This is a genomic window from Mesorhizobium sp. B2-4-12 (assembly GCF_006441575.1).
GTDB lineage: Bacteria > Pseudomonadota > Alphaproteobacteria > Rhizobiales > Rhizobiaceae > Mesorhizobium.
In genome coordinates, this window is the sequence record NZ_VFVC01000036.1 from 33,703 (window position 1) to 47,274 (window position 13,572).

At 62.3% G+C, this 13,572-nt stretch carries 14 protein-coding genes; 7 read left to right on the plus strand and 7 right to left on the minus strand.

Features of this window, described 5'->3' with window-relative positions:
- Window positions 1-194 precede the first annotated feature (194 nt).
- From FJ934_RS20265 to FJ934_RS20275, 3 genes are all read left to right on the plus strand, one after another.
- On the plus strand, window positions 195-488 hold the full coding sequence (locus FJ934_RS20265) for a GYD domain-containing protein (RefSeq protein WP_140611690.1): 294 nt from the start codon (window positions 195-197) through the stop codon (window positions 486-488).
- Between the two features lie 96 nt (window positions 489-584).
- Entirely contained in the window at window positions 585-845 is a 261-nt protein-coding gene (locus FJ934_RS20270) for a DUF333 domain-containing protein (protein ID WP_140611692.1), read from the plus strand.
- A 20-nt stretch (window positions 846-865) separates the two neighbouring features.
- Window positions 866-1,234 carry a DCC1-like thiol-disulfide oxidoreductase family protein gene (locus tag FJ934_RS20275; RefSeq protein WP_140611747.1) on the plus strand — a complete coding sequence of 123 codons (369 nt, stop codon included), beginning with the start codon at window positions 866-868 and terminating at the stop codon, window positions 1,232-1,234.
- A gap of 25 nt (window positions 1,235-1,259) precedes the next feature.
- On the opposite strand, the gene FJ934_RS20280 is transcribed toward FJ934_RS20275, so the two are convergent.
- The gene (locus FJ934_RS20280; RefSeq protein ID WP_140611694.1) at window positions 1,260-2,123 is read right to left on the minus strand and encodes a patatin-like phospholipase family protein; all 864 of its coding nucleotides are present in this window, start codon (window positions 2,121-2,123) and stop codon (window positions 1,260-1,262) included.
- Between the two features lie 274 nt (window positions 2,124-2,397).
- On the opposite strand from FJ934_RS20280, the gene FJ934_RS20285 reads away from it, so the two are divergent.
- Entirely contained in the window at window positions 2,398-3,054 is a 657-nt protein-coding gene (locus tag FJ934_RS20285) for a PadR family transcriptional regulator (RefSeq protein ID WP_140611696.1), read from the plus strand.
- Window positions 3,055-3,378: 324 nt separating this feature from the next.
- Here FJ934_RS20285 and FJ934_RS20290 read toward each other — a convergent pair whose 3' ends face one another.
- Both FJ934_RS20290 and FJ934_RS20295 read right to left on the minus strand, forming a co-directional pair.
- Window positions 3,379-3,639 (minus strand): YiaA/YiaB family inner membrane protein, encoded by a 261-nt coding sequence (locus FJ934_RS20290; protein ID WP_023770145.1) that lies wholly within the window; start codon window positions 3,637-3,639, stop codon window positions 3,379-3,381.
- A 62-nt stretch (window positions 3,640-3,701) separates the two neighbouring features.
- Window positions 3,702-4,379, minus strand: coding sequence for a PspA/IM30 family protein (locus FJ934_RS20295; RefSeq protein WP_140611698.1), 678 nt, complete (start codon window positions 4,377-4,379; stop codon window positions 3,702-3,704).
- A gap of 185 nt (window positions 4,380-4,564) precedes the next feature.
- On the opposite strand from FJ934_RS20295, the gene FJ934_RS20300 reads away from it, so the two are divergent.
- Window positions 4,565-5,206: a TetR/AcrR family transcriptional regulator gene (locus FJ934_RS20300; protein ID WP_140611700.1), complete on the plus strand. Its 642-nt coding sequence runs from the start codon at window positions 4,565-4,567 to the stop codon at window positions 5,204-5,206.
- A gap of 48 nt (window positions 5,207-5,254) precedes the next feature.
- Complete coding sequence (locus FJ934_RS20305) at window positions 5,255-5,545, plus strand: HlyU family transcriptional regulator (protein ID WP_140611702.1); 291 nt, start codon at window positions 5,255-5,257, stop codon at window positions 5,543-5,545.
- Between the two features lie 6 nt (window positions 5,546-5,551).
- Here FJ934_RS20305 and FJ934_RS20310 read toward each other — a convergent pair whose 3' ends face one another.
- The 4 genes from FJ934_RS20310 to FJ934_RS20330 all read right to left on the minus strand — a co-directional run bounded on the left by FJ934_RS20310 (window position 5,552) and on the right by FJ934_RS20330 (window position 11,278).
- Complete coding sequence (locus tag FJ934_RS20310; RefSeq protein WP_140611703.1) at window positions 5,552-8,128, minus strand: polynucleotide kinase-phosphatase; 2,577 nt, start codon at window positions 8,126-8,128, stop codon at window positions 5,552-5,554.
- Window positions 8,125-9,213 (minus strand): 3' terminal RNA ribose 2'-O-methyltransferase Hen1, encoded by a 1,089-nt coding sequence (locus tag FJ934_RS20315; protein WP_246671574.1) that lies wholly within the window; start codon window positions 9,211-9,213, stop codon window positions 8,125-8,127. The genes FJ934_RS20310 and FJ934_RS20315 overlap by 4 nt, the downstream gene beginning before the upstream one ends.
- Before the next feature lie 381 nt (window positions 9,214-9,594).
- Complete coding sequence (locus FJ934_RS20320) at window positions 9,595-9,948, minus strand: GNAT family N-acetyltransferase (protein WP_181165697.1); 354 nt, start codon at window positions 9,946-9,948, stop codon at window positions 9,595-9,597.
- A gap of 295 nt (window positions 9,949-10,243) precedes the next feature.
- The gene (locus FJ934_RS20330; protein ID WP_140611707.1) at window positions 10,244-11,278 is read right to left on the minus strand and encodes a class I SAM-dependent methyltransferase; all 1,035 of its coding nucleotides are present in this window, start codon (window positions 11,276-11,278) and stop codon (window positions 10,244-10,246) included.
- Between the two features lie 226 nt (window positions 11,279-11,504).
- Here FJ934_RS20330 and FJ934_RS20335 point away from each other — a divergent pair, with 226 nt between their 5' ends.
- Window positions 11,505-13,568 (plus strand): EAL domain-containing protein, encoded by a 2,064-nt coding sequence (locus FJ934_RS20335; protein ID WP_246671575.1) that lies wholly within the window; start codon window positions 11,505-11,507, stop codon window positions 13,566-13,568.
- The last annotated feature ends 4 nt before the right edge of the window (window positions 13,569-13,572 follow it).

Consider the following 13,572-nt stretch of genomic DNA (forward strand, 5'->3'; position numbering starts at 1 on the left):
GTCGGCTGGCACGAGGATCGCGCCCACCCGGCAATACGGTGCCGGCGCGGTAGTGCTTGCGGGACGCTGGCAGCGGGAGGATAATCTGGCGACGGATGCATTTTCTGGGCGACAACCCCGGAAGCCCGCCCCGGTCGAGGCCGTCGTTCTAGCGGTCTCAATGCCGTGCTCCGTGGCCCGGAGAGAGGTGTGCCATGACGACTTACATCGTGCTGATGAACTGGACCGAGCAGGGCGCGAAAAATGTGCGCGACTCGCCCAAGCGGCTGGACGCCGCCAAGAAGCAGCTCGGCGAGATGGGTGGATCGTTCAAGTCGTTCTACCTGACCATGGGCGAATTCGACATGGTGTCGGTGGTCGAAGCGCCTGACGATGCGGTGCTCGCCCGTTTCGCGCTGATGCTGGGCTCGGGCGGCAGCGTCAAGACGCGCACGCTCAAGGCCTTCCCGGAATTTGCTTACCGCGAGATCATCTCCTCGCTCGGATGAATCCATCGGCAGGTTCTCGAAGTCGATGGTCATTGGCGACGCCTTGCCGCAAGACAAGGCGCTTCGCCGTGACAGCGTGCGGCCAGGGGGATCGCGATGAAGATATCGGCTGCCGGCCTGGCCGCATTGTCCTTAGTGCCGATCGACGTTGGCGCTGCCGTGCAAAAGCCGGTCGGCATGGCCAATCCGGCCTCCGTCCATTGCGGCGGGGTCGGCGGGCGCCTGGCGATGAGGAAGGACAAGGCCGGCAATGAATATGGATTTTGCCGCCTGCCCAACGGACGCCTGTGTGGGGAGCGGGCGCTGTTTCGCGACAACAAACGCGTCGGGCCGAAGACGGCGATGCGCGGCAAGTGAGCCCTGACAGGATCATGCCTTTGCTGACTGTCTGGTACAACACACATTGTCCGGTCTGCGATGCGGGCATCGGCAGGCAGAAGCGGCGGCTGATCGAAGCGGTCAAGGCCGGACGGATCGAGTTTCGCGACATCAACCTCGAGCCGGCGGCGTTTGCCGGACATGGCGCCTCGCTGGAGGACATCCGCCGGCGGCTGCATGCCACCGATGCGCAAGGCCGGTTGCTGGTCGGCGCCGACGTTGCGATTGCAGTGTGGGCGATGACACCTGGCGAGGGCTGGCTGGCTGGATTGCTCGGCAATCCGATCGCCTTGCCGCTGACCCGCTTTGCTTATGATCGCTTCGCCGACCTGCTCTATGCCTGGAACCGGCGCAAGGGGCGGTGGTAGCGTCCTGCTGTGAAATCGGGTGAAATCAATGATGGCGGTGCGGCCGCATCTGGTTCGGGATGACGCGTTCAAACAGTCCGCCCGCCTCTATCCATGCCCGGGTCGATTTTTCGGCGTCGTCGATCAGCGCGCCAGTGCGGGTGAAATCGTAGGGCGAGCCCACCAGCGGGCAGAGCGAGGGGACAATCGCGTAGTCGATCTCGGCCGGCATGGTGTCGAGTTCGCGCACCAATTGCCGGGCGATCAACAGTGTCAAGGCATGCAGGCCGTTGGCAACCGCGCCTTGCGGCGGCGCGCGCAGATTGCAGGCGAAGCCGGTTGGCAGCACGATCAGCCGGCGCGCGCCGAGGCTGATCGCAACACCGACTGGTGTATTCGAGGTCACCGCGCCGTCGATCAAGAACCGCTCGCCGACCCGCACCGGCGCGAACGCAACCGGAATGGCGCTTGAGGCGGCGATCGCCTCGGCCGCATTACCTTTCGAGATCACCACCGCGTCACCGGAGAAGAGATCGGTCGCGATGATGTGGATCGGGATCGGCGCCTCCTCGAGGTCGCGATAGGGCAGGTTGCGCTCGATCAGATTGCGGATGCCGTGCGAGGCGGACAGAAAATCGCGCCGAGCCGCAAAGCCCAGCATCGACCGCCAACTGACGGGAAACACGTCGTTGCGGGTGATGCCCCGCCACAGGGCCTCCAGCCGCGCGACGGTCTCCATTGTGCCGGCGGCGGCGTAGTAGGCGCCGTTGATGGCGCCGACGCTGGAGCCGACGACGAAATCGGCGGTCACGCCCGCGGCGACCAGCGCCTTCAGCATGCCGACCTGTACCGCGCCGAAACTGCCGCCGCCCGCGAGCACCAGCGCGACCTTGTCTGTTCCTGATGGCATGGCACGACCTCGTTGCATTGCCCGCCCAAGGGTTCGCCGGCGTCAGGTCGTTTGTTTCTTGGAATTCTCCCCATGCCAGCACGTCTTCGTGAAGCGCTGCTCGCGCCGGGAAGCCAATTCGCGGCCCAGCCAGACGAGTGAACCGACTGCCACGAGGCCCGCAGCAAAAGCTCCTCAGCCGCGGCATTCAGATACATCGTAAGATATATCTTGACTCGGCGCAGGTGTGCGCCTAATTAAGATATATCGCAAGATAGAACTCAAGGAGCAATCCATGCACAAAGATTTCGGGCGCGGCCATTTCGGCGAGCGCATGTTCATGCACATGGCCGGCAAGTTCGGCGGCCGCGGCGGCGGTTTCGGTTCGTTCGGAGGCCGGGGCGGCGGCGGACGCGGCCCGGGCGACATATTCCGCGCCGGGCGCATGCTGGCTGATGGCGATCTCAAGCTGATCACGCTGTCGCTGCTGGCCGAGGCGCCGCGCCATGGCTACGACATCATCAAGGCGCTGGAAGAGCGCACCAGCGGCATCTACAGCCCGAGTCCGGGCGTGGTCTACCCGACGCTGACCTTCCTGGAAGAGGCCGGCTATGCCGTCTCGTCAAGCGAAGGCAACAAGAAGGTGTTCTCCATCACCGAGGCCGGGCAGGCGCATCTCGCCGACAATCGTGAGATGATCGACAGCGTGCTCGAACACCTCGAACGCTTCGGCCGCAAGATGGCCAAGGCCCGGGAATGGTTCGGCTGGAATGACGATAGCGAGGATCGTCGCGGGGGCCGTTCGGAGGCGCGCGACGAGTTCCGCGCCATTCGCCACCGGCTGCGCGCCGCGCTGAGCGACATCATCGATGCCCCGGCCGAAAAGCAGGCCGAGGCCATGAGCATCCTCGAAGCCGCGGCCGAGGCGCTGGAAGCCTTGTCGCGCAAGTAAGGCGAGGGTGCCTGGCATGCAAAGGCTTGGGTTCCTCTCCCCATGAAATGGGGAGAGGTGACTCGGCGAAGCCGAGACGGAGAGGGGGATGGCGCGGCCCCTGGATGGATTCAGAGTGAAATCGCCAGCGCCGCAGCCCCTCTCCGACCGCTTCGCGGCCACCTCTCCCCCGCCTTGCGGGGGCGAGGAACCTACGTTCTGCTAAGCCGGCGCCAGTACCCCCACCCGGACCTGCGGTCCGACCTCCCCACAAGGGGGAGGTGGAAGCGGCGGATACCAAAAGCCGGGGAGGCCCGGGCTTTTCTGCGCCGGGGCATGCCGGCGTCATTCCTTGCCGACATATTCGCTGATCAGCTTTTCGTTGCGCGCCTTCTCGATCTTGGCAGTGGTCTCGGCCGAGATGCGCTCGTCGGTGCGATACTTCACAAGGTTCACCAGGCTGCCGGTGAGCAGCAGGATGCCCATGGCCCAGTAGCCCTTGGTCGACAGGTCGACGGGCGCCAGCCACAGCGACAGGCCGAGCATGAAATAGGCGGCGCCGACCGAGATGGTGTTGAACATGATATAGGTCTGATTGGCGTTCATTGGAGTTCTCCGTTGCTTTGACGAGAGTTGGTTTGATGGAAGTCAGGACCGGGGAAGCGGTTTCAGTTGATCGTCTTCAGCCGTTCGAGCACGTCCTTGGCGCGCACCTTCACCGCCGGACCATGCCCGGCATCGGCAAGGCGGTCGCGGATCGCCTCGTGACGCAATTCGCCGTCGATCTCGTCGAGAATGCCGGCCTCCTCGAACGGGTCGCTGGCTCCCTTGATGCGAGCCAGAAGTTCCTCTGCTTCGTTGAGGCTCGCCGAATGGCCGATCGACCTGACGAGGCGTGACTGCGCCCTGCGCTCGGCATCGATGGCGCGGGCCGAGATCATGCCCTGGTTGAGGTCGATGATACGGCGATGCGCCCGCTCCACCGAAACGCGCATCCGCAAGGTCTTTTCGCCAAGGCTCTGCACGGTTGCGCGGCGGATTTCGCGTTCATTTTCCAGCTCGGCGATGGCCGCGGCAGCGCTTTCGGCCAACCCGGTGTTGCCGGCGGCCAGCGCGCTCAGCGTGCGAGTTTCCAGATCGGCGTGGCGGCGGTCGAGCTGGTCGAGGCCGGCCTGCTCGGCGCGCTGGCGCACGATCAAGGTGGCAAGGGTCTGCTTGGCGGCGGCAAGCCCCGCCTCGGCGTCGCGGATGCGTTGCGCCAGAAGGTCGATGGCAAAGCGATCCTTCAGGCTGTCCTCGGCGCGCGCGCTGGCGCCGTCGAGCAAGGTTCTGATCAGGCTAAGCATGGTTCTTTCTCCCTTCGAATTTTCCTGTGAACAATGTTCACAAAGTCAAACATAACAGGAAATGAACATTGTTCAAGCTATTTTTGAACACTGTTCATGATGCCTCGGAGATGGTAAACGAGAGGAAGCCGGATCGTTCGCAACAGCGTTCCGTCCGGCAAGGATGCGCATTCACAGGAAAAAGCATGGCACTGGACAAGGAAGAGACGGGCGAGCGGGTGCTGGCCATTGCCGAGACGCTCATCAACGAGGGCGGCGTGGACAATCTGAAGGCGAGGACCATCGCCGAGCAGGCGGGCATCTCGGTCGGTTCGGTCTATAATCTGTTTGCCGATCTCGAGGGGGTGCATCGTGCCGTCAACATGCGGCTGCTCGACCGCCTGGGCGCCGCGGGGGCGGCGGCGATGGCCGACCTCACCAAGCGCGGCATCTCCGACGTGCGGCAGCGCCTGCTGGCGCTGGCCGGCGCCTATATGCGCTTTGTCGAGGCGCATCCCGGCAGTTGGCCGGCGCTGCTCGCCTTCAACAGGCGCCGCCCGACGCTGGCCGAGCCGGATGCCTATGAAGCGCGGCTCGACCAGCTGTTCGACATCATCGCCGCTGTGCTCGCCGGCGGCGACTTCGATCTCGACGACGAAACGCGCCGGGTGGCGGCGCGCACATTGTGGTCAAGCGTGCACGGCATCGTCACCAGCGGCTACGCTGCGAGATCCGTCCGACGGCAGGCGGACGAGATCGAGCGGCAGGTGGAACTCCTGGTGACCGTCTTCATCAGGGGGCTGGAACGCGGCGGTACATTCGCGCATGCTGGGCCAACAGCGTCGTGAATCGCCAACAAGAAGCGGTTTGCAGGGGCGAACAAGGAGATTTGAGCCATGTCTTTTCTGAAGCGTCTTTTCGGCGGCGGCGGTGAAGCGGCCGAGCCCAGAAGTGCCGCACCCGCCAAGCAGGTCGAGCACAAGGGTTTCCTGATCAGCGCCACGCCCTACAAGGCCGAGGGCCAGTACCAGACCTGCGGCGTCGTCTCCAAGGAAATCGACGGCGTGATGAAGGAACACAAATTCATCCGCGCCGATCGCTTCGCCGGCCTCGACGACGCTGTCGACATCTCCATCAAGAAGGGCATCCAGCTGGTGGATGAACAGGGCGATCGGATGTTCGGGTAGGGATCGTCAAAGCCGGGGATCGATCGGCTCGCTCTCCAATGCCAGCACGGCGAAAACACATTCGTGAATCCTGCGAAGCGGCTCCCTGGCGACAAACCGTTTCAGCCCCTCGTGGCCGAGAGCGAACTCGTTGAGCGCTAGGCTGCGCTTGCCGTTCAGGCTCCGCTCCCGCAGGCGCGCAAGATTGTCCGGCGCGTCGTACTCGGCACCATAGATGATGCGCAGATATTCCCGGCCGCGCACCTTCAGCGCCGGCTGGATCAGCCCCTTTTTTCCCCGGCTGACGAAGTCGCATGGCTTGACCACCATGCCTTCGCCGCCAGAGTCGGTCAGCATTTCCCACCAGGCAATGGCCTCCGTGCACGCAGTGGTGTCAATCAGATCAACCGTGCGCCAGCGCGTTCGCGTGATCACGCTTTGATCGTTGGCCAAGCGGTCCGCCAGCTTCATGTGCCAAATATGGTCGCGGTCGAACCAAACGCGCCCTTCGCTGGCGAGCAGGTGGAATGGCGCGACCCGCAGGTCATCCACTCCAGAAACCGGCCACGCATAGGGCGCCCAGGCGGTCGCGTATTTGGCCGCACGGCCAGCTCTGTCATCAAATCGCGCGCGAAGAGCTGTCACGTCGACGCCGCGTGCGGTTGCCCGAGCCAAAGCCTCGCGGCTTACCTGCAAACCGGCTGTGGACGCGGTCGCCACGGGCGCATACTGGCTCTCGATCAGACTGCTTGCCTTGGCCGACCAGGGCATGATTTCGGCGTCCAGCAGCAGCCAGTCGCTTTGCAATTCTTCCCACAGACCCGCTGCGTCGATGCTGGAACCAAGGCGGTCGAGGAGGGCTTCCATCATGGCGGCGTCACTGAAAAAGGCGCGCCCGGTCCGGGTCCAGATTGCGCCTCTTTCATCACTTGAGACGCCAAAGCGGCCACGCGCCGTCTCTGTATTGCGACACATCGCTATTATTGCCCGCGAACCCATGTGCTTTTCCTCGCACACGACCTGAGCGACGCCACGCTCGCGGAAGTACGCGAAAGCTTCTTCGGGGCGTTCGAGCCAATCGCTCTGGCTGCTTGTCTCGGGTGGCGACATGGTCGGCGGCAGGTAAACCAGCCATTGTGGCGCCAGCGCAAAGCGGCTCATCACCTCCAGCGCGGCCGACGCATTCTCCTCGGCCACCACAATCCGGCCTTTCAGCTCGGTTTCGATCCAACGGCGGCCAGAAACGTCCTGATAATCGAGCACACCGTCGGCATCGGCCTGGGCTGACTTGTCTGGACTTGACGCGCCTAGCGGGCGCACCGGTTCGGCCCAGGTTTGGATTGCTGGGACTTCGACAAGTTCGCGTTCCGGCCAGCGAAGGGCGGTCAGCTTGCCGCCGAACACGCAGCCGGTGTCGATGCATATCGTGTTGTTGACCCACTCGACCGACAGCATCGGCGTGTGCCCATAAACCACTGTCGTCTTGCCGCGATAGGCCGTGGCCCAGTCGGCGCGGACCGGCAGGCCAAATTCGTCGATTTCGCCTGTCGTCTCGCCATAGAGGGCGAATTCGCGCACGGCGCCCGAACCGCGTCCAATCATCTCTTCCTTGAGACCGGCATGGGCGACGGCCAAGCGTCCCCCGTCCAGCCACACATGGCTGCGCAGGCCGCCGAGGAAGGCCGGCAAAGCCTCTCGGAGGCCTCGATCCTGGGTGTCCAACTGGTCGATGGTTTCTTGAAGGCCGTGGCCAACGGTGACCTTGCGGCCTTCCAGCCAACGGCCAAGTTTGCGTTCATGATTGCCCTGGACACAGTAGGCGGTCCCGGCCGCGACCATGCTCATGGCAATCCGCAACACGTCGGGCGAGTTGGGACCGCGGTCGACAAGATCGCCGACAAACACGATCTTGCGACCCTGCGGCGGAGTGACGGTGACGTTTCTCTCGCCCCGATCCTGCGACCAGGCAAGACTGTATCCGAGTTGACCGAGCAAGGCTTGAAGTTCTTCGGCGCAACCATGCACATCGCCTATGAGGTCGAATGGGCCGGCGTCGTCGCGCTTGTCGGTCCACAGCGGTTGGCGCGACACCTTGGCGGCGTCGATGCTGGCCTCGCTGGCGAACGTCCATACCTGGCGAAACCCTTCTCGCTGTAAGCCGCCGAGACCCTTGCGGATTTCGCCCGTCATGCGGTGGGCGACGCTGGCCCCGAAGGGCCGGTCCGGCCGAGACGCGTTGCGCGCAACGCAGACGTCGACACCAGGGTCGATAACGACGGCGACCGGCAAGGCGTGCCACTTGCGCGCCAATTCGATCCACGCCTTGCGGTCAGCGGCGCGCACGTTGGTCGCGTCGATGACAGCCAGCTTGCGGTGCTTGAGCCGCTTGCCGACAATCTCGCGCATCAACTCGAACGCGTCCGTCGAAACGTCCTGATTGGTCTCGTCGTCGGAAACAAGGGCGCGGCAGCGGTCCGACGAGACGACCTCGGTCGGGAGAAAATGCTTGGCGGCAAAGCTCGTCTTGCCCGATCCGGTCGAGCCGATCAGCACGACGAGGGCGAAGTCCGGAATGCCGAGATCGGTCTTGTCGGGCGCTCTCATCGTGTGAACACCGCCATCTGCGTGGGAGAGCCGAGGACGGGGTCCTCGGCACCGATGCCGCTGATGGCGGCGGTGTAATCATACGCCTGGCCGATCTTGGCTGCCCAGGCCTGGAACTCGGCGCGGCCCCATTCGAACCGGTGATCCGGGTGGCGAAAGGCGCCGACTTCCAATTTGGGAAAGAGCGCGTTGTAATCTGCGTTTGGGGTAGTCACGATCACAGTCCTGGGCGCGGTCTCGCCAAAGACGATCCGCTCGATCAACGGCAATCTGTCCTCGTCGACATGCTCGATGACCTCGACCAATACGGCGACTTCGGCTTCGGCCCAGCGGCTGTCCCGGTAAGTCAGTGACCCGTGCAGCAGCGTCACCCGGCCTTCGGGCGGTCCGCCGAATTCGTTCAGTTTGAGACGCTTGGCGGCCCATTCCAGTTCGCGGACCGCGGGATCCAGTCCGAACAGCTTGTGGACCCATCGTTCTCGAACCAGCCGGTAAAGCAGCTTGCCCTCGCCGCATCCCAGATCCGCGATGACAGTTCCGCCGCTCGCCCTGATGGCGTCCACCACCGCATCCAGGCGCAGGTCGTTCAGCCGGACCGGCGCCTCGAGGGCCTCCTCGGGCGTGACGCGGGCTTCGGGGGGCAGCGCCTCGCTGGCCGTCTCGGGAGCCAATCGTTCGAGGGCGGCGCGGGTCAGCACTGCGCGGTTGCGCAGGTATCGGCGCACGATCAGGTTCTTGGCGGGATGGTTTTCCAGCCAGCCTTCGCCACTGGAAAGCAATTTGTCGACTTCAGCCTCGCCAACCCAATAATGCTTGGCGTCGTCCATCACCGGAATGAGAACATAGAGGTGGTTGAGCAGGTTGCCTAGCTTGGCTGAGCCAGACAATTTCAGGTGGCAGTAGCGTGAGCCGTTTGCATCAGAGCCGACATTTTCGATCGGTGTCAGATCGACGGTCCAGCCCAAAGGTTCGAACAGCTGCCGCACCAAATCCTCGCCGCCGCGCATCGGCAAAGGTGCGACAGCGGCCTCCAGCAGCAAGTCGCTGTCGGCCAGTTGCTGGCGCTCCTTCGATATGCCGGTCATTGCGGTCCAGGGTTTCACCATCGGCGGCACGCCCTACCAGGCCAACGGTCAGTACCAGACCTGCTCCTCAAACGAGGTCGACGGTGTGGCTCGACGACGCCGTCGACAGCTCCATCAAGAAGGGTATCCAGCTGGTGGATGAACAGGGCGATCGGATGTTTGGGTAGGCGGGGCGGGCCGAGGCGACGATTGTCTATGCCGTGTCGGTAGGAGTCATTCTCGCACTTGCCTGGTGACGACCGGCTTGGCCCGAAAGCGGACTGCAGCTTCGGGCCACGCGGCGATCATTTGGCGCTCCACCATTTCCTAGTCGGCGTTCGGCATCGCCGGGTACGTCTTCAGGATTCCTGAGCTGTCGAACTCCTCGACGCCTCATTCAGCTCAGCGCGTGAACCTTGAGGTATTTGCCGGCACGGCAACCCCGCAGCGAAGCTCGGGCGCCAGCCGCAAGCCGCTGCCTTGGACCATGCGCCGGGATATCTCGTTCGAGGGCGCGACCATCTCGTAGACGGCATGCGCGCCGAGCTCGCCGAAGGCGTAATCGACGAGCAGCCCATTGAGCAGGCGGCCGAGGCCCTTGCCGCGCCAGGAGTCGGCAACGGCGAGCAAGCCGATCCAGACATGGTGCCGGAACGGGCTGTGCGTGTTGTGCGGGAAATAGGTGTGGCCGGTCGCGGCTATGGCCCCGCTCTCGTCGCCAAGCACGATCGTCTTCGCCTGGGGAGGCCGGGCCACGAATCCGCGGTTCCTGTTGTGGCAGACACATGCAGGGCTCGCGTTCTTACTCGGGGTCCATGTATCGCGACCCGTGCTCTGATCGCCAAGCTCCGCCACGAGGAGCCCACGGCCAGGAATCCGGGAGCGGGATCGTGCTGCATCAAGTTCAGCGCCAACAGGATCGCCCAGGTGGACGCGAGTTTCTTTCCGGTCCCAAACCGACCGGCGCCTTCTACGAACCGTCGGAAGCCTTGCGCGTCGACAAGGCCAATTCGAGCTCAGCCGCAAGGCCCCCTTTTGCGCGTGCTTCCTGTTATCCGCGCTTCTTGATGACGCCATACAGCACGTTGCGGTTCTCGCCAAAGTACACCTGCGCATCGACCGTGTTGCGGTCGACGCTGGCATTGATGATGTTCCACATATCGGTTTCCGTGCGCAGCAGCAGAACCCAGTCCATGAACGTCTCCCAATACCCCGCGCCGGAAGCGCCTTCGGCGTAGTTCGCGAACAGGAATGTCCCGTTCGGCTTCAGCATCTGCAGGCAGGTCTTGGTGAGCTTCACCGCGACGTTGTGCTGGAGATAGTCATAAAGGCCGGAGGCGTAGATGAAGTCGAACTTGCCCAACTTGTGGCCCCTGGTGAGCAGGGTTCGCACCGAACCGTCGATAGCCTCGACGGCGGTGCCCTGGAAGTCGCGCGCAATCAGTCCGACGCTCTGGGGGTCCTGATCGAGCGCGACCCAGCGCTTGAGGCGGCCTTCGGCCAGGGCAGCCGAGCGATTGGCCTCCCGCAAATGGCCGGCCGCGATCGCGAGAACCTCCGTTTGCGGCCCATTTTTGTCTGCAATCTCATCGACATAGCGCGTCAAAAGATCGCGCCGTTCCCGTGCTGCGATGGAGGAGGGCACGTCCTTGGTATGGTTGTAGAGTGCCTTGCCGATCTCCGAGGCGTTCGCCACGCTTTCGGCCACATGCGGATCGCAATAGATGTAGTCGAGCAACTGCGCGTCGCCTGAATAACCTCTGGGCTTGGTGAAGGACCAGCGCGTAAGCGGATCCTCGAGGAAATATTTCACGACTGGGTGGTTCTGCACCACCGGTATCAACGCTTGCCAAACGTCGCGATGAACCTTGGAGCGCGTCGCGCTGAGGTACGACGTCAGACGACGAATGATCTCGGCGGGGTCCTTGTGTTGTTCGATCTGCTGCTGTGTCGCGTGGAGTATGAGTGCAAGCTCGGCGCGAGCGGTTTCGAAAGCTTCGCCGTAATGCTCGATCTTTCCTCGAGGTAGCCCGTCGGCAATCAGCTCGGCAGTAATCAGGCTTTTGCCGTCAAAGACAGTTTGCACACGGATGCTCCATAGTTAACAGTTAGTTAACTTATTGCGTAGAATGCTCCATTTGCCAATGTCGGCTCGCGAGCATTCTATCGATATGATTAATTTCCCGCTAACCATGTCAATTCTTTGGGGTTTTTAAGGAGCGATTCCGGGTTCGAGTTAACGGAAACTTGTCCTGCATCATTGCATTTGACTGCGCGGGCAAAACATGTCGCACCCAAGGAGTCGGTCTGCGTTGGGGGCAGAAGCTGCAAAAGAATTCGGATCGCGAAATCCCCTTCAGCCGGGATTTGTGAATGAGCGCGTGTCATCCCGAGTGGCCGATGCGGTGGATTCGGAACCGCACGATCCGCGCCAAGAGTTGGGGGCGGCCGAACTTCGTATCCTTTACCGCAAGGAAGCTGAAGCAACGCGAAGAGTGGAAGCCAGGCCAGGGCTTTGGATCGCCGTTGCCATCTATCTGCTGTTTTCGGCAATGGATCTGCTGCTCATTCCAGACGTGGCAGCCTACACGATCGAGGCGCGCTTTGCGGTCGGATTGGCAGCACTTTTGACCTTGGAGGCGCAGCTTCGCCGGGGAGTCGGAGCAGAATGGCTTGATGTAACTTGCGCTGCGGCCATTATATTTGGCTACCTTGGTTGGTTATGTCCAACGATTTTGTCCGCAGAGAAAGAGAGCGTTTCTTATTATATGGTCTTCGGCACCATTTTCATGATGGGCGCAAACCTTTTCTTTACATTTCGATTTAAGCTGTCTATTGTAACTTCCGCTATAATATTGTTCCTACTGTTCATTGTTAATTATTTCGTTCCTTCTACTCCGACGTACAAGCTAATATTAGCTATTTTCTATATTTCATGCTTCACGTTCACCTCATATGTGAACTGGAAGCTGAACGAAGAGCGTTACAACGTCTTCCTGAATGCCCTGGAAGCCAAAATTCAGCACAGGGAGGCCACCGAGCGCGGCAAGGCGCTGCTCAGGCTGTCGCGGACGGATCCGCTTACAGGTCTGGAGAACCGGCGGGCGATCGACGAGAAGCTGCGGGACTACTGGAGCGACTGGCAGAAGCTTGGCGCAGGTTTTGCTGCGATCCTGATCGACGTGGACTTCTTCAAGAAGTTCAACGACTGCTACGGCCATCAGGAGGGCGACTGTTGCCTGATCCATGTCGCCAACGCCCTCAGCGATCTGATCAAGGGCTATGATGGTTCGATCGGGCGCTATGGCGGTGAAGAATTCATCGTCCTGGCGCGCATGGACAAGAAGGACCAGGTCGCGGATCTCGCGGAAGCCATTTGCCGCACGGTGGAGAACTTGGCGCTTACCCACGAACTGCGGCGGGACGGTATTTCGATCGTGACGGCGAGCGTTGGCGCTGCCTTCACCAGGAAGCAGTCCGGCGCCAAGCTGGAGAAGATCATCCACGAGGCGGATCGCGCGCTCTATCTGGCAAAGGCCAGCGGCCGAAACTGTGCCCGGCTGTTCGATCCAACCGATCCCCAGAGCAGCGACGAGAGCGAGAATCTTGCGGCTTTGCTGAAGATCGCGATCGGCCAGGATCTGGTTTCGCTCGTCTATCAACCTATCCAGGATGTCAAATCGGGAAGGCTCGAGGCCGTGGAGGCGCTGATGCGCCTCAAAATGCTGGACGGCACCCTGGTTCCGCCGAGCCTGTTCATTCCCGTCGCGGAACGCACTGGCGCGATCCTGGAACTCGGGCGCTGGGCAATAAGGACCGTGTGCACCGAGCTTCTGGCTGGCGATCACGTCCGTGTCGTCAGCGTCAACGTCTCGCCGATCCAGCTCAAAACGCCCGGCTTCGCTGCATCGGTCGCGACCATCCTGGGCGAGACCGGCGTAACCGGCAACAGGCTGGCCTTCGAAATCACCGAAGGGCTGGAAATGGAGATGCACTCGGACATCCTGCGGTGCATCAGCGACCTGAAGCTGTTGGGCATCAAGATATGGCTTGATGATTTCGGGACCGGTTTCGCCGGCCTTTCGTGGCTTCGTCTGATCGATTTCGATACGGTGAAGATCGATCGTTCGTTCCTTCACGACTGCGCCACGCCCAAGGGCATGGCCATGCTGCAGGACATCATCGCCCTGGTCCGAAATCGCGGCCACAAGATCCTGGTCGAAGGGGTGGAAACCGAACAGCAGATGGGCCTCATGCGCGAATACGGCATAGACAAGGTCCAGGGCTTTCATGTTGGTCGCCCCATTCCGGCAGCGAATTTCCAGGCAAAGCGGGCCATCCAGAAACGCGCATTTCCGGTTCTCAAGTCCGCGTAGCGAC